The 17,618-nt window shown below is 77.0% G+C and carries 1 protein-coding gene and 1 pseudogene; both read right to left on the reverse strand.

All coding sequences use genetic code 11. The annotated features are described in order from the left end of the window. Positions 1–14 precede the first annotated feature (14 nt). Positions 15–11,204 (reverse strand): annotated as a pseudogene (locus C1701_RS00690) (SDR family NAD(P)-dependent oxidoreductase); the annotation flags it as partial. A gap of 141 nt (positions 11,205–11,345) precedes the next feature. Beyond that, positions 11,346–17,618 carry a type I polyketide synthase gene (locus C1701_RS00695; protein WP_103055314.1) on the reverse strand — a complete coding sequence of 2,091 codons (6,273 nt, stop codon included), beginning with the start codon at positions 17,616–17,618 and terminating at the stop codon, positions 11,346–11,348.

Raw genomic sequence — 17,618 nt, forward strand, 5'->3', positions numbered from 1 at the left:
TGGGGCGGGCCGCGCTAGGAGATGCCGAACTCCTCGCTGAGGAGGTCCGCGAGTTCGTCGGCGGAGGCGTCGGCGATCCGGTCTCCGACGCCGACGGCCCCGGCTGCCCCGGCCTCGGTGTCGGGGGTGGTGAGCCGCTCGGCGAGGGCGTGCAGCCGCGCGGCGAGCGCGGCCCGGCCGGACTCGTCGGCGCCGAGCGCGTCGACGGCGGCGTCGATCCGGTCGAGTTGGGCGAGGAGCGCGGAGGTGGACGGGACGCCGTCCAGGTCCAGTTCCGCCAGCAGCGCCCGGCCGACGGCCCTGGGTGTGGGGTGGTCGAAGGTGACGGTGGCGGGCAGGGTGAGGCCGGTGGCCGCGTTGAGCCCGTTGCGGAACTCGACGGCGAGGAGCGAGTCGAACCCGAGGTCGGCGAAGGCCTCGTCCGGCTGGACCCGGCGGGTGCCGTCGTGACCGAGGACGGCGCTGGCGCGGTCGACGGCGAGTTCGGTGAGCCGTTCCGCCGCCTCGGCGGGGGACAGCCCGGCCAGCTGCCGGACCAGGGTGGAGGTGTCGGGGGCGGGGGCGGTGGTGGTGGCGGTGCGGCGCACCGGTCCGGCCAGGTCCCGCAGCAGCGGCGGGGCGGCGGCCCCGAGCCGGCGGGGGTCGACCCGCAGCGGGACGAGCAGCGCCTCGGGTCGCCGGGTGGCCTGGTCGAACAGTCCGAGCGCCTGGTCGGCGGTCAGTGGCGGGAAGCCCTGTTCGGCGAGGCGGCGGCGGTCGGTGTCGGTGAGGTCGCCGGCCATGCCGGTGTCCGCCCACAGGCCCCAGGCCAGGGACTGGCCGGGCAGGCCCCGCTGCCGGCGGCGGAGGGCGACGGCGTCGAGGGTGGCGTTGGCCGAGGCGTAGCCGGCCTGCCCGGGGGCTCCGAGGACCCCGGCGGAGGAGGAGAACCCGACGAAGAAGGACAGGTCGTGGGTGCGGGTGGCCTGGTCGAGCAGCTCCGCCGCGTCGGCCTTGGGCGCCAGCAGCGCTCGGACGCGGTCGGCGGTGAGCGAGCCGAGGACACCGTCGTCGACGGTCCCGGCGGCGTGCACCACGCCCTGCAGATCGGGGTGGGCCCCCAGCAGCGCGGTCAGCGAGTCCTGGTCGGTGACGTCGCAGGCGGTGACGGTGACGGCGCCGTCGTGGTCGGCGACGAGGTCGGCGGCTCCCGGGGCGTCCAGGCCCCGGCGGCTGGCGACGACGACGTGCCGGGCGCCCCACGCGCTGACCAGGTGGCGGACGAGGTGCGCGCCGACCCCGCCGGTGCCGCCGGTGACCAGGACGGGGGCGTCGGGGTCGAAGGCCCTGGGCACGGTGACGACGATCTTGCCGACGTGCCGGGCCTGGCTCATGAACCGCAGGGCCTCGGAGCACCGGCGGATGTCCCAGGTGGACACGGGCAGGGGGGTGAGGGAGCCGTCCTCGAACAGGGGGAGGAGTTCGGTGAACATCTCCCGGATCCGCACCGGACCCGCCTCCAACAGGTCGAACGACCGGTACTCCACCCCCGGGAACTCCCCCGGGTCCCGCAGGTCGGTCTTGCCCATCTCCACGAACCGACCACCCTCGCCCAACAACCCCCTTGAGGCGTCGACGAACTCCCCCGCCAACGAGTTCAGCACCACGTCCACCCGCCCGAACCGCTCCGCGAACCCGGTGTCCCGCGAGGACGCCACCCGCTCCGGGGCCACCCCCAACGCCTCCACGAACCCCCGCTTCACCGGCCCGCACGTCCCGTACACCACCGCACCCCACTCCCGGGCCAACTGCACCGCCGCCATCCCCACCCCACCGGCGGCCGAGTGCACCAACACCGACTCCCCCTCGACCAACCGGCCCAGGTCCCGCAACCCGTACCAGGCGGTCAGGAACGTCACCGGCACCGTCGCCGCCTCCGCGAACGACCACGACCCCGGGAACCGGGACCACATCCGGTGGTCGACGACCACCTCGGAGGCGAACCCGCCCTCGCACAGGCCCATCACCCGGTCACCCACGGCGAACCCGTCCACCCCGCGTCCGACCTCGGTGACGACCCCGGCGGCCTCCAGGCCCAACGGCAGGGGTTCGCCCGGGTACATGCCGAGCACGGTCATGACGTCGCGGAAGTTCACCCCGGACGCCCGCACCGACACCCGGATCTCGCCGAGGCCCAGCGCCTCGCGGCGGGCGGTGTCCACCCGGACCCCGTCGAGGGAGCCGCCGGGTTCGGTACCAACCGTCCACGGCGTGCCCGGCAGGGACAGCCCGCCGTCGACGGGGCGCATCCTCGGTGCCCAGAGCCGACCGGAACGCAACGCCAGCTGCGGTTCGCCGGCGGCGACCGCGCCCCGGACCTCGGGGGCGTTCACCGACAGGGGGCGGTCGGTGTCGACGAGCAGGATCCGCCCCGGGTTCTCCGACTGCGCCGAGCGCAGCAGCCCCCACACCCCGGCGGCGGCCGGGTCCACCGGTGCCTCCGCCAGGCCCTCGTCCGGGTCGGCGGTGACCGCGTCGCGGGTGAGGACGACGAGCCGGGTGCGGGTGAACCGGTCGGCGGCGAGGAACGTCTGGACGAGGTCGAGGGCGGTGACCGGGCCGGTGCCGCTGGCCGCCTCCCAGAACAGGACGTCGGGTGCGGTGTCGAGGTCGCGGAGGGCGTCGGCGCCGGTGACGCGGTCCCACGACCAGCCGACGGTGCCCTCGGTGGGGCGTTCCACCGCCCGCCACGCCACCTCGTGCAGGGCGCCCCCGGTGGCCGCGGCGGCGCGCACACCCTCGGGGGAGGCGGCGCGGAGCATCAGCCGGTCGACGGTGAGGACGGGGACGCCCTCGGCGTCGACGGCGCGCAGGGAGACGGTGTTGTCGCTGAGCCGGGAGACCCGCACCCGGACGGCGGTCGCTCCCGAGGCGTGCGGGGTGACCCCGCGCCAGGAGTAGGGCAGCAGCGGGCCGCCGTCCCCGGCGGGCAGCAGCTGGGCGGCGCCGACGGCGTGCAGGGCGGCGTCGAGCAGGGCCGGGTGCACGCCGAAGGCGGTGGCCGGGGCGTGTTCCGGTTCGGGCAGTTCCACGGAGGCGAGGGCGTGGTCGCCGTCGCGCCGGGTGGCGCGCAGCCCCCGGAAGGCGGGGCCGTAGTCCAGGCCGGCGGCGGCGAAGGTCTCGTACACGCCGTCGGTCCCCGCCGACACGGGGGCGCGGCGGGCGAGGTCGGCGTCCGGGGCCGGCGCGTGGTCCGGGCCGGCCGACAGGGCACCGGTGGCGTGGACCCGCCACTCCCCCTCGGACTCGAGGCGGGCGTGCAGGGTGAACGGCCGGTGTCCCTGGTCGTTCTCCCGGGCCACGACGAGGCGCAGCTGGGTGGGTTCGTGGTCGGAGAGCACGAGGGGCGCGGTGGTGACCAGTTCGTCGACGGTGCCCCGGCCCACCTCGTCGCCGGCGCGGACGGCCATCTCCACGATGGCGGCGCCGGGGACGACGACCTGCCCCAGGACGCGGTGGTCGGCCAGCCAGGGCCGGCTCGTGGTGGACAGGGCGCCGGTGAGGACCACCGCGCCGGTTCCGGGCACCTCCACGGCGGCGGCGAGCAGCGGGTGGTCGGTGCCGGTGACACCGAGCCCGCTGGTGTCGGCGGCGGGCCGGGAGGTCCCGGTGAGCCAGAACCGTTCCCGGTCGAACGGGTAGGTGGGCAGGTCGACCCAGTCGCCGGCGCCGAACAGGTCGTCCCACTCCACCGGGACCCCGGCGCAGTACAGTTCGCCGACCGCCGCGAGCAGCGACGCCGCCTCGGGTCGGTCCCGGCGCAGGGCGGCCACGGCGCGCCCCGGCTCGGCGAGGACCGTCGCGGCCAGCCCGGTGAGGGTGGCGTCGGCGCCCAGTTCCAGCACCGCGTCCACTCCCGACGCCTCCAGCGCGGCGAGGTCGTCGGCGAACAGGACGGGGGCCCGCACGTGGTCGACCCAGTAGTCGGGGTCGGTCCAGCGGTCGGCCGGTCCGCCGGTGACGTTGGACAGCCCCGGCAGGGTCGGGGCGGCGAACCGCACCTCCCGCAGCACGCGGGCGAAGTCGGCGAGCACCGGTTCCACCAGGTGCGAGTGGAAGGCGTGGGACACCCGCAGCGCCCTGGTCCGCAGTCCCCGGGCCTCGGCCGCCTCGGCGACCGTGGCCACCGCGCCGGACTCCCCGGAGACGACCACCGAGGTGGGGCCGTTGACGGCGCCGACCCCGGCGCCGGGCACCAGGAGTTCCTCGACCTCTCCGCGCCCGGCGGCCACGGCGACCATCGCCCCGCCGTCGGGTAGGGCGTCCATCAGCCGGGCCCGGGCCGCCACCACCCGGCAGGCGTCGGGCAGGTCCCACACCCCCGCCACGTAGGCGGCCGTCAACTCCCCCACGGAATGACCGGCCACCACCTCCGCCCGGACCCCCCACGAGGACACCAGCGCGTGCAGCGCGGCCTCCACCGCGAACAACGCCGGTTGCGCCCAGCCGGTGCGGTCCAGCGCGTCGGCGTCCGCACCGAACACGACCTCGGCCAGGGGGCGGTCGGCGGCCAGTTCGGCGTCGAGGGCGGCGCAGACCCGGTCGAAGGTGTCGGCGTAGACGGGGAACCGGTCGTGGAGTTCCCGGCCCATCCCGATGCGTTGCGAGCCCTGCCCGCCGAACACGACAGCCAACTGGTGCACCGGGACCACTCCTGAGACGAGTCGGGGGTTCGTTTCTCCTCGGGCGAGCGCGCCGAGCGCGGCCGACGCGGCCGGCCGGTCGTCGGCCAGGACGACGGCGCGGTGGTCCAGCCGGGCCCGGGTGTGGGCCAGCGACCGGGCCAGGGCGCCCAGCGGGACCTCGGGGCGGGTGTCGACGAGCTCGGCCAGCCGGGCCGCCTGGGCGCGCAGCGCCGACGGTGTCCGCCCGGACAGCAGGAGCGGGACCGGGTTCTCCGTCCTCCCGGGTTCCTCGCGGGCCGGTGTGGGCGGCGGTGCCTCGAGGACCACGTGGGCGTTGGTGCCGCTGAAGCCGAACGACGAGACGGCGGCGCGGCGGGGCCCGGGGGTGTCGGGCCACGGCCTCGTCTCGGTGGCCAGCCGCACGGCGCCGGCGGACCAGTCGACCCGCGAGGTGGGGGTGGTGACGTGCAGGGTGCGGGGCACGGTGCCGTGCCGCATCGCCAGCAGCGCTTTGATGACGCCGGCGACGCCGGCGGCGGCCTGGGTGTGGCCGAGGTTCGACTTGACCGTTCCCAGCAGCAGCGGCGCCTCCCGGTCGGCGCCGTAGGTGGTCAGCAGGGCGTGCGCCTCGATGGGGTCGCCCAGGGCGGTGCCGGTGCCGTGCGCCTCCACGACGTCGACGTCGCGGGCGGTCAGGCCGGCGTCGGCGAGGGCGGCGCGGATGACCCGCCGCTGGGCCGGGCCGTTGGGGGCGGTGAGCCCGCTGGCGGCCCCGTCGTGGTTGACGGCGGAACCGCGCAGCAGGCCGAGGACGTGGCGGCCGTGGCGTCGGGCGTCGGAGAGGCGTTCGAGGACGAGGACGCCCACGCCTTCCGACCAGGCGGTGCCGTCGGCGTCCTCGGAGAAGGACTTGCACCGGCCGTCGGCGGCGAGCCCGCCCTGCCGGGAGAACTCGACGAACGCGGCCGGGGTGCTCATCACGGTGGCTCCCCCGGCCAGGGCCAGGGTGCTCTCCCCGGTGCGCAGCGACCGGGCGGCCAGGTGCACGGCGACCAGGGAGGAGGAGCAGGCGGTGTCGACGGTGAGGGCCGGCCCTTCCAAACCGAGGACGTGGGCGACCCGGCCGGAGGCGACGCTGCCGGTGGTCCCGGCGCCGAGCAGGCCCTCCACCTCGGGGGGAGCGTCGGCGAAACCGGGGCCGTAGTCGTGGTACATGATGCCAGTGAAGACGCCGGTCCGGCTGCCCCGCGCGGACCGGGGGTCGATGCCGGCGTGTTCGAGGGCCTCCCAGGAGGTTTCCAGCAGCTGGCGTTGCTGCGGGTCCATCGCCATCGCCTCGCGGGGGGAGATCCCGAACAGCCCGGCGTCGAACAGGGCCGCGTCGTCGAGGAACCCGCCCTCGCCCACCGAGCTGGTGCCGGGCCGGGTGGGGTCGGAGCCGAGGACGCGGTGGAGGTCCCAGCCCCGGTCGGTGGGGAACGGGCCGATGGCGTCGACCTCGGCGGTGAGCAGGTCCCACAGGTCGTCGGGGCCGCGCACCCCGCCCGGGTAGCGGCAGGCCAGGCCGACGATCGCGATGGGGTCGTCCGAGGAGCCCGCCGTGGGGGCGGCGGCCGGGGTTTCCTCGGGGTGCCCGTCGGCGGCGAGGAAGGCGGCGAGCCGCTCGGCGGTGGGGTGGTCGAACGCGAGGGTGGCGGGCAGGGGCCGGCCGGTGGCGGCGCTGAGCCGGTTGCGCAGTTCGACGGCGGCGAGGGAGTCGACGCCGAGTTCCCGCAGACCCCGGTGGGCGTCGACCCGCCGGGGGTCGTCGTGGCCCAGCACGGCGGCCAGGTGGGCGCGGACCAGGGCGAGCGGGTCGGACGGCGGGGGCGGGGGTTCGGCGGTGCGGGGGCGGGCGGCGGGCAGCAGGTCGGTCAGCAGGGCCGGCGGGTCGGGGTGCCTGGCGAGCTGCCCCGGGTCGAGGTCGAGGGCGACCAGGGAGGGTTCGGCCCGGGTCATCGCCAGGTCGAGGAGTTCGAGGGCGCGGGGCGGGTCGAGCGGGGGGAACCCGGTGGTGACCAGTCGGCGGCGTTCGGACGCGGTCAGCGTGCGGGCCATGCCGGTGTCCGCCCACAACCCCCAGGCCACGGTCTGCCCGGGCAGCCCCTGCCGGCGGCGCCGGGCCATCAGGGCGTCGACCTCGGCGTTGGCGGCGGCGTAGGCGGCCTGCCCCGGCGCGCCGAGCACGCCCGCCGCCGAGGTGAAGGCGACGAGGAAGTCCAGGTCGAGGTCCCGGGTGAGCTGGTCGAGCGTGCGGGCGGCGCCGGCCTTGGGCGCGGCGACCCGCCGCAGGCGGTCGGGGGTCAGGGAGGTGAGCACGCCGTCGTCGAGCACGCCGGCGGCGTGGACGACGCCGGCGAGGGTGTCGGCGAGGGTGGCGAGCAGGCCGGCGAGTTCGTCGGGGTTGGACACGTCGCAGGGCACGAACCGGACCGCCTCGCCGCAGTCGGCGACGAGGTCGGCGACCCCGGTGTCGGAGCGGGCCGCGACGACCACCCGGGTGGCGCCCCACTGGTGGACGAGGTGGCGGACGACGTGGGAGCCGACTCCCCCGGTTCCCCCGGTCACCAGCACCGTGCCGTGGGCCGTCGGGGACCGCCGGCCGGCGGTGTCCTCGGCGACCGGGGTGAGGCGCGGGGCGAACACCCGGCCGTCGCGGACCGCCACCTGCGGTTCCCCGGTGGCCAGGGCGAGGCGCACCGCCTCGGCGCTGTCGTCGGCGTCGAGGAGGACCAGCCGGCCGGGGTGTTCGGCCTGGGCGGAGCGCACCAGCCCCCACAGGCCCGCCGCCTCGGGCACGACCGGTTCGTCCCCGAGGTCCACGGCGCCCCGGGTGCGCACCACGACGCGGTCCGGCCGGTCGAGGAGGTCGAGGAGCGTCGGCAGCTCCTCGGCGGCGTCGCCGCTGGGTGCCCACTCGGTGGCGGCGGCGGGCGCGGTGGAGGTTGGCGCGACCTCCACCCAGTCCGTGGCGTGGAGGTGACCGCCCGAGGTGGCGGCGGGCGGTGGGGTGGCGGGGCGGAGGGTGAGGCGGTCGACGGTGAGCAGCGGGCGGTCGGTGCCGTCGGTGAGCAGGAGCGACACCGAGGAGTCGTCGAGCCGGGTGATCGTGGCCCGCGCGGCCGTGGTGCCCGGGTGGTGCGCGCGCACCCCGCGCCACGAGTACGGGACCAGGGGCGCGCCGTCGTGGTCGGGCAGCAGCCCGGAGGGGTGCAGGGCGTGCAGGGTGGAGTCGAGGACGGCGGGGTGCGGCCCGAAGCCCTCGGCGGGGCCGGGGACCTCGACCGAGGCGTGGACGGTGGTCCCGTCGCGGCGCGCCGCCCGCAGGCCCTGGAAGCTCGGCCCGTAGTCCAGGCCGCGTTCCGCGAGTTCCGCGTAGAGCGCGGCGGTGTCGACCGGGTCCGGCGCCGCCGGCGGGGGCGCGGGGGTCGGCGGGGGGCCGGCGACGCCGAGGGTGCCGGTGGCGTGCCGGGTCCACTCGTCGCCCGACTCGGGGCGCGCGTGCACCGTGAAGGGCCGGTCACCGGTCGCGTCGGCCGGTGCCACCACGACCCGCAGCACGAGGGGACCGTCGAGCACCAGCGGGGCGAGGCTGGTCAGTTCGGTCACCTGGGGGTGGCCGACCTCGTCGCCCACCCGCAGGGCCAGGTCGACCAGGGCCGCGCCGGGCACCACGGTCCGGCCCAGCACCCGGTGGTCGGCCAGCCACGGCGGCGTGTCGGGGCACAACCGCCCGGTGAACAGCACCTCGTCCGAGCCGGGGACGTCGACGACACCGCCGAGCAGGGGGTGCCCGGCGGCGCGGACGCCCAGACCCGTGCCGTCGGCGCGCGGCCCGGGGGCGGTGAGCCAGTAGTGGCGCCGGTGGAACGGGTAGCCGGGCAGGTCGAGCGTCCTGGCGTCCTCGAAGAACTCCCGCCAGGCCACCGGGACCCCGGCGACGTGCAGGTCGGCCAGCGCGCGGAGCAGGGATTCGGCCTCGTCGTGGTCCCGGCGGAGCGCGGGGACGGCCGGGACCGCGTCGCCGAGGACGAGACCGGTGAGGCCGGTGAGGGTGGAGTCCGCCCCGAGTTCGAGCACGGCGGTGACGCCGAGGCCGGGCAGGGCGGCGACCAGGTCACCGAACAGGACGGTGGCCCGGGCGTGCTCGACCCAGTAGTCGGGGTCGGTCCACCGTTCGGCGGTCCCTCCGGTCACGTTGGACAGCCCGGTGAGGCCCGGTTCGTGGAAGGTGACGCCGTCGAGGGCGGCGCGGAGGTCCGCCAGCGCTGGTTCCACCAGCGCGGAGTGGAAGGCGTGGGAGACCCGGAGCCGGGTCGCGCGGATGCCGCGCGCGGCGGCGGTGCGGACGGCGGCGTCGACCGCGTGCGCCGGGCCGGAGACCACCACGGCCTCGGGGCCGTTGACGGCGGCGATCTCCACCCCGTCGACGCGCAGCGCCTCGGCGGTTCCGCGGTCGGTGTTGAGGGCGGCCATCGCGCCGCCGTCGGGCAGGGCGTCCATCAGCCGGGCCCGGGCCGCCACCACCCGGCAGGCGTCGGGCAGGTCCCACACCCCCGCCACGTAGGCGGCCGTCAACTCCCCCACGGAATGACCGGCCACCACCTCCGCCCGGACCCCCCACGAGGACACCACCGCGTGCAGGGCGGCCTCCACCGCGAACAACGCGGGCTGGGCGTGGCCGGTGCGGTCGAGGCGCGCGGCGTCGGCGGGGCTGGTCTCGCCGAGGACGAGGTCGCGGACGGGGAACCCGAGCTCCGGTTCCAGGGCGGCGCAGACCTCGTCGAGGGCGGCGGCGAAGGCCGGGTAGGCGGCGTGGAGCCGCCGGCCCAGGCCGGGCCGTTGGGTGCCCTGCCCGCCGAAGAGGACCGCCAGCCGCCCGGGGCGGGTGGGGCGGGGGGCGGTGACCTCGGCGAGGCCGGCCAGCAGGTCGGCGCGGTCCCTCCCGAGCACCACCGCCCGGTGGTCGAGGCTGGCGCGGGTGGTGGCCAACGAGTGGCCGAGGTCGGCGGGCTGGGCGCCGTCGCGCAGCACCTCGGCGATGTTCCGTGCCTGGACCGGCACCGCCTCGGGGGTGCGGGCCGAGAGCACCAGGGGTGTGAGCGGGCCGCGCACCCGGCCGGGTGCCGCGTTCGGTGGCGGGGGCGGCGCCTGTTCGAGGATGACGTGGGCGTTGGTGCCGCTGATCCCGAAGGAGGACACGGCGGCCCGCCGGGGCCGGTCGTGCTCGGGCCACGGGGTGTCCTCGGTGGTGAGGGTGACCGCGCCGGAGGTCCAGTCGACGTGGCTGGTGGGCCGGTCGACGTGGAGGGTGCGGGGCAGCACGCCCCGGCCCAGGGCCAGGGCGGTCCTCAGGACGCCGGCGACGCCGGCGGCGGCCTGGGTGTGGCCGAGGTTCGACTTGACCGACCCCAGCAGCAGCGGGGTGTCCCGCCGCTGCCCGTAGGTCGCGAGCAAGGCCTGCGCCTCGATCGGGTCGCCGAGGGCGGTACCGGTGCCGTGGGCCTCGACCGCGTCGACGTCGGCGGGTTCCAGCCCGGCGGCGGCCAACGCGGTGCGGATCATGCGCTGTTGGGCCGGCCCGTTGGGGGCGGTCAGCCCGTGGGACGCGCCGTCGGAGTTCACGGCGGTGGCACGGACCACGGCGAGGATGCGGCGGCCGTGGCGGAGCGCGTCGGAGAGCCGTTCCACGAGCAGCAGCCCGGCGCCCTCGGACCAGGCGGTGCCGTCGGCGGCGTCGGCGAAGGACTTGCAGCGCCCGTCGGGGGCGAGGCCGCGTTGCCTGGCGAACTCGACGAAGAGGTGCGGGGAGGTGAGGACGGTGGCGCCGCCGACGAGGGCGAGGCGGCTCTCCCCCGACCGCAGGGACCGGGCGGCCAGGTGCAGGGCGACCAGGGAGGAGGAGCAGGCGGTGTCGACCGAGAGGGCGGGGCCTTCGAGGCCGAGCGTGTAGGCCAGGCGCCCGGAGGCGACGCTGGTGGTGTTCCCGGCGAGCAGGTAGCCCTCGACCTCGGGGACCCCGTGGCGGGCGTCGCGGTCGTAGTCCTGCCCGGACACGCCGACGAACACCCCGGTGGGGGTGCCGCGCAGCGACCGGGGGTCGATGCGGGCGTGTTCGACGGCGCGCCACGCGGTTTCCAGCAGGACCCGTTGTTGGGGGTCCATGGCCAGCGCCTCGCGGGGTGAGATGTCGAAGAGGGCGGCGTCGAACAGGGCGGCGTCGGCGAGGAACCCGCCCCGGTCCACGTAGGTGCGGCCGGAGGCGGCCGGGTCGCTGTCGAAGAGGTGGTCGAGGTCCCATCCCCGGTCGGTGGGGAAGGGCCCGGCGACGTCGCGGCCCTCGGCCAGCAGCCGCCACAGGTCCTCGGGGGAGTCGACGCCGCCGGGGAAGCGGCAGGCGGCGCCGATGATGGCGATGGGCTCCGCCTCGGTCTCGTCCCTCTCGCGCACCCGGCGGGTCAGGCGCTCGTTCTCCTTGAGCGACGCCCGCAGCGCTTCGACGAGCCGCTCGTCAGCCTCCGCCATTCCGCGTCTCCTCCGCAGGGGTCGAGCCGTCCAGCAGCACGCTAGGTCGGGGTGGGGGGGTGGACCAATGGCACGCGTCCACCCCGGGGGCATTGCCGGCGCACTCCGCCAGGCGGGTCAGTCGCCGGCGCCGGCCAGGGCCCGGCGGATCAGTTCGTCCGGGTCGAGGGAGTCCAGTTCGGACTCGGCGTCCTCGGTCGGTGGCGTCGCGGTGCCCGGGTCGGTGCCCGGGTCGGCCGTGGGTGGCCGCAGGGTGTCGAGCAGGTGGTCGGCCAGCGCCTCGGGTGTCGGGTGGTCGAAGACGGCGGTCGCGGTGAGGCGGACACCGGTGGCCCGCACCAGCCGGTTGCGGAGTTCGACGGCGGTCAGCGAGTCGAATCCCAGGTCGCCGAAGCCCTGGTCGGGTCGGATGTCGGTGGTCTCCCCGTGCCCGAGGACGCTCGCGGTGTGTTCCCGCACCACGTCCAGCACGGCGGCGCCGGCCCGGGCGGTCGGGAGTGCCGCGAGGCGGTCGGCGAGGGCCGCCGGGGCGGTGTCCCCTTCGGACGCGGCCCGCCGGGTGGGCCGCACCAGGCGGGCCAGCGGCGGGGGCACCGGGCGGCCGGCCACGGTCGCCAGGTCCAGGCGCAGGGGCAGGCACCGGGGTTCGGCGGTGGTGACGGCGTGGTCGAACAGGTCCAGGCCCTCGGACCGGCCCAGTGGGAGCAGCCCGTCGCGGCGCATCCTGGCCCGGTCGGTGGCACTCAACCCGGCGGTGATTCCCCTGTCCTGTTCCCACAGCCCCCAGGCCAGGGAGGTGGCGGGCAGTCCGTGGGCGTGGCGGTGGGCGGCCAGCCCGTCGAGGACGGCGTTGGCGGCGGCGTAGTTGCCCTGGCCGGGCCCGCCGAGGACCCCGGCGGCGGAGGAGAACAGCGCGAACAGCGCGAGGTCGCTGGTCAGTTCGTGCAGGTGCAGCGCCGCGTCGGCCTTGGGCCGCAGCACCCGGTCGAGCTGGTCCGGGGTGAGGGAGCCGATCACGGCGTCGTCGACGACCGCCGCGGTGTGGACGACGCCGGTGAGGGGGTGGGCGGCGGGCACGGAGGCGATCGCCTCGGCGAGGGCGTCCCGGTCGCCGACGTCGCAGGCCAGGACGCGGACCCGGGCGCCGGCCGAGGTGAGGTCCTCGGTGAGGGCGGCGGCGCCGGGGGCGTCGGGGCCCCGGCGGGAGAGCAGCAGCAGGTGCCGCACCCCGTGGGCGTCGACCAGGTGGCGGGCCAGGAGCCCACCGAGGTCCCCGGTCCCCCCGGTGACGAGGACGGTGCCGTCCGGGTCGGGACGCCGGGGCAGGGTGAGCACCACCTTGCCGGTGTGGTGGCCCTCGCGGACGTGCCGGAACGCCTCCCGCGCCCGGTGGACGTCCCAGGTGGTCACCGGCAGCGGGGCGAGCGCCCCCCGGTCGAAGAGGTCGAGCAACGCGGTGAACATCCGCTGGATGTGGTCGGGGCCGGCGTCGAGGACGTCGAAGTCCCGGTAGCGGACGCCGGGGTGGTCCCGGGCGATGGTGGCGTCGTCGCGGATGTCGACCTTGCCCATCTCCAGGAACCGGCCGCCGGGGCGCAGCAGCCGCAGGGAGGCGTCGACGAACTCGCCGGACAGCGAGTTGAGGACGACGTCGACCCCGTCGGCGAAGGCGTCCTCGAACTCGAGGGTGCGGGAGGAGGCGATGCGCTCCTCGGCGATCCCGTTCCCCCGCAGGGCATCCCATTTGCGGGGGTGCGCGGTGCCGTGGACGGTGGCGCCGAGGTGGTGGGCGAGTTGGGTGGCGGCCATGCCGACACCGCCGGCGGCGGCGTGGACCAGCACCGACTCCCCCGGGGCGAGGTCGGCGAGGTCGACCAGGGCGTGGTAGGCGGTGAGGAACACCAGGGGCATCCCGGCGGCCTGCTCGAAGGTCCACCCGTCGGGGAACCGGGTGAGCAGGCGGCGGTCGGCGACGGCGACGGGCCCGAACCCGCCGAACACCAGGCCGGTGACCGGGTCGCCGGGGCGGAGGTCGGTGACCCCGGGGCCGACCTCGCGGACGACGCCGGCGGCCTCGCCGCCCAACAGGCCCGTGACGCTGGGGAACAACCCGAGGATGGTGAAGACGTCGCGGAAGTTCACGCCGGCGGCCCGGACGTCGATGCGGACCCGCCCGGCCGGGAGCGGGGTGTCGAGCACGTCGGGGCAGGGGTCGATCCGCAGGTTCTCCACGGTGCCGGTGCCGCTGGTGCCCAGCCGCCACGCCGGCTCCCCCGGTGGCGGCGCGAGGACCCCGTCGGAGGTGAACCGGGTGAGCCGGGCGGCCAGCGGCCGGCCCTCCCGCACGGCGATCTGGGGTTCTCCGGTGGCGAGGGCGCGGCGCAGCGCGGCGGGGAGGTCCCGGGTGGTGGCGGTGGTGGTGTCGACGTCGACGAGGACGAGCCGGCCGGGGTGTTCGGACTGGGCGGAGCGGACGAGGCCGTGGACGGCGGCTGCGGCCAGGTCGGGGACGTCCTCGCCCGGTGCCGTGGACACCGCGCCGGTGGTGAGCACGAGCAGGCGGGTCCCGTCGTCGGTGGCCAGCCAGTCCCGCAGGGTGGTGAGGGCGGCGGTGGTGGCGGTCCGCACGTCCCCGGTCGGGGGTGACCAGATCCGCACCTGGGCGTCGGTGCCCTCGCCCGGTCCGAGGCCGAACCGGTCCTCCCCCAGCGGCGCCCACCGGGCGGGGTCCTCCTCGGTCCCGCTGGTCGGGGTCCAGCCGGGGCGGAGCAGGTGGTCGAGCACGGCGGGGTCCCGGGTGGTGGGGTCGCCGCCCAGCCTGCGCACGGTCAGCGCGGCGATCTCGGCGACGGGCGCGCCCCCGGCGTCGGCGAGGACGAGGCGCACCGCCTGCCCGCCCAGGTGGGTGACGCGGACCCGCAGGGTGCGGGCGCCGGTGGCGTGGACGCGCATCCCGGCGAAGGAGAAGGGCACGAAGGCCGCGTCGGCGGGCAGGAACCCGGTGAGCCGCAGGGTGTGCAGGGCGGCGTCGAGCAACGCGGGGTGCACCGCGAAACCGTCGGGTTCCGCCGGGGCGGGCAGGGTGACCTCGGCGAACACCACGTCGTCCCGGCGCCAGGCCGCGCGCAGCCCGCGGAAACCGGGGCCGTAGTCGACGCCGACGGCGCGCAGGCTGGTGTAGACGTCGCCGGTGGACAGGGCCCGCCCGCCGCTGGGGGGCCAGTCGGTGAGCGGGTCGGGTTCGGCGTGGCCGTCGGTGAGGGTTCCGCTGGCGTGTTCGGTCCAGGTGCCGCCGGGGTGGTCGGGGCGGGCCAGCACGGACACGGTGGCCGGCTCACCGGGGGTGGCGACCACGCGGATCCGGACGGCGCCTCGGTCGGGCAGTTCCAGTGGGCGGTGGACGACGAACTCCTCCAGCGTGCTGGCGCCGAGCTCGTCGCCCGCGCGGACGGCGAGGTCGACCAGGGCGGTGCCGGGGACCAGCACCCGGTCCAGGACCCGGTGGTCGGCGAGCCAGGGCTGGTCGGCCCGGGAGAGCCGTCCGGTGAGCAGGACACCCCCGTCGGGCAGGTCGACGGCCGCGCCGGCCAGGGGGTGACCGGTGGTGTCCTGTCCGAGCGCGGCGGCCCCGGTGGCGGCGGCGGGGGCACCGAGCCAGTACGGGGTGTGCTGGAAGGAGTAGGTGGGCAGCTCGACCGGGGTGGCGCCGAGGTCGGTGAACAGCGGGGTCAGGGTGACGTCGTGGCCCCGGGTGACGAGCCGGCCGACTCCGGCCGCCACCGACCGGGTCTCGGGGGTGTCGTGGCGCAGCAGGGCGATGGCGGCGCCACCGGGGCGGCGGAGGGTGTCGGTGACCATCGCGGAGAGCACGCCGCCCGGTCCCAGTTCCACGAAGGTGGTGGTCCCTCCTCGTTCGGCGGCGGCGACGCAGTCGGCGAAGCGCACGGTTCCCCGCGCGTGGTCGGCCCAGTAGTCGGGGGAGGCCACCTGGTCGGCGGTGAGGGGGGCGGCGGTGCGGTTGGACAGCACCGGGATCGACGGTTCGCGGGCCGTGGTGCCGGCGACGACGGCGCGGAACTCGTCGAGGACCGGTTCCACGAGCGCCGAGTGGAACGCGTGGGACACCCGCAGTTCCCGTGTCCTGGTGCCGCGCCCCGCCCAGCGGGCGGCGAGGGCCCGCACCTCGGTGGCCTCACCGGAGATCACCACGGAGGCGGGGCCGTTGACGGCGGCGACGCTGACGGCGGTGCCCGCCACCTCCACCGACACCTCGGCCTCGGGGGCGGCGACGGCGACCATCGCCCCGCCGGGGGGCAGCGCCGCCATGAGGCGGGCCCTGGCGGCCACGACGCGGCAGGCGTCGGGCAGGTCCCACGCCCCGGCGACGTGGGCGGCGGCGAGTTCGCCGACCGAGTGCCCGATCAGGACGTCGGGACGGACGCCCCAGGACTCCAGCAGCCGGAAGAGGGCGACCTCGACGGCGAACAGCGCCGCCTGGGCGTGGCCGGTGTCGTCGAGCCGGCCGTCGTCGGCACCGGTGAGCACCAGGTCGGCCAGCGGGGTGGCCGCCCCCAGATGGCGGTCCAGTTCGGCGCAGACCTCGTCGAAGGCCTCGGCGTAGCGGGGGTGGGCGGCGCGCAGCTCGCGTCCCATGCCGGGGTGCTGCGCGCCCTGCCCGGTGAAGGTGAAGGCGATACCGCCGCCGTGGCCGTGCTCCCCGGCGTCCGCCGGCAGGGACCGCAGTTCGTCGAGCCCACCGGTGACGACGACGCGGTGCGGGAGCAGCGCGCGGCGGGTGGCCAGGGTCAGGCCGACGTCGGCCGGGCGGAGCTCGGGGTGGGCGGTGAGGAAGTCCGCCAGGGTCCTCGCCTGGGCGAGCAGGGCCGGGGGGTTGGGGGCTGACAGCAGCCAGGGCACGGCGGGCGGGGTGGGTCCACCGGTGGGGTCGCCGGTGGCGACCACGGGCGGGGACACGGGTGCGGGCTCGGGTTCGGGTTGGGGTTCGGGTTCGGGGGCCGCTTCGAGGACGACGTGGGCGTTGGTGCCGCTCATGCCGAACCCGGACACGGCGGCGCGGCGCGGCCCGGGGCCGGCGGGCCAGGGCCGGGCCTGGGTGAGCAGTTCGACCCGGCCGGCGGTCCAGTCGACCTCGGGGGTCGGGGTGTCGGCGTGCAGGGTGCGGGGCAGTGCGCCGTGCCGGAGGGCGCCGAGCGCCTTGATGACGCCGGCCATCCCGGCCGCGCCCTGGGCGTGGCCGAGGTTGGACTTGACCGAGCCGAGCCACACCGGGGTGTCCCGGTCCTGCCCGTAGGTCGCCAGCAGCGCCCGCGCCTCGATCGGGTCGCCCAGGCGGGTGCCGGTGCCGTGGGCCTCCACGAGGTCCACGTCGGAGGGTCGGAGGCCGGCGTCGGCGAGGGCGGCGCGGATGACCCGCTGTTGGGCGGGTCCGTTGGGGGTGGTGAGCCCGCTGGAGGCGCCGTCGGAGTTGACCGCGCTCCCCCGGACGAGGCCGAGGACGGGCAGCCCGGCGCGGCGGGCCTCCGACAGGGGGGCGAGCAGCAGGACGCCGGCCCCTTCGCTGAACCCGGCGCCGTCGGCGGCGGCGGAGAACGCCTTGCAGCGGCCGTCCGGGGCGAGGCCGCGCTGCCGGGAGAACTCCACGAAGACCGCCGGTTCGGCGATGACGGCGACCCCGGCGGCGACGGCCAGCCGGCATTCGCCGGCCCGGAGGGCGCGGGTCGCGAGGTGCAGGGCCACCAGGGAGGAGGAGCAGGCGGTGTCGACGGTCAGCGAGGGCCCTTCGAACCCGTAGGCGAAGGACAGCCGTCCGGAGACGACGCTGCCGGCCTTCCCCGTGCCCAGGTGCCCCTCCAGGTCGTGGGGCACCCCGGCGTGGCGGGCGCCGTACTCGGTGGCGCTGATGCCGGTGTAGACGCCGACCCGTTCGCCGCGCAGGCCGTCGGGGGCGATGCCGGCCCGTTCCAGGGCCTCCCAGGTCAGTTCCAGCAGGAGCCGCTGTTGCGGGTCCATCGCCAGCGCCTCCCGGGGGGAGATGCCGAACAGGTCCGCGTCGAAGCCGGCGACGTCGGCCAGGAACCCGCCCCGCCGGGTGGTGATGCCCCCGCGCGTCCCCGGGTCCTCGGCGTGCAGGCCCTCGATGTCCCAGTGCCGGTCGGTGGGGAAGTCCCCGGTGGCGTCCCGTCCCTGGGCGACGAGGTCCCACAGCGCCTCGGGGCTGTCGGCCCCGCCGGGGTAGCGGCAGCTGGCGGCGACGATGGCGACGGGTTCCCGACCCGGGTCCTCGGGCCGCGCGGCGAGCTGGGCCCGCGCCTGGCGCAGTTCCACCGTCACCTTGTTCAGCAGCCGCCGCATGCGGTCGTCGTCGGTCAC

Source organism: Actinoalloteichus sp. AHMU CJ021 (genome assembly GCF_002895405.1).
GTDB classification, from domain to species: domain Bacteria; phylum Actinomycetota; class Actinomycetes; order Mycobacteriales; family Pseudonocardiaceae; genus Actinoalloteichus_B; species Actinoalloteichus_B caeruleus.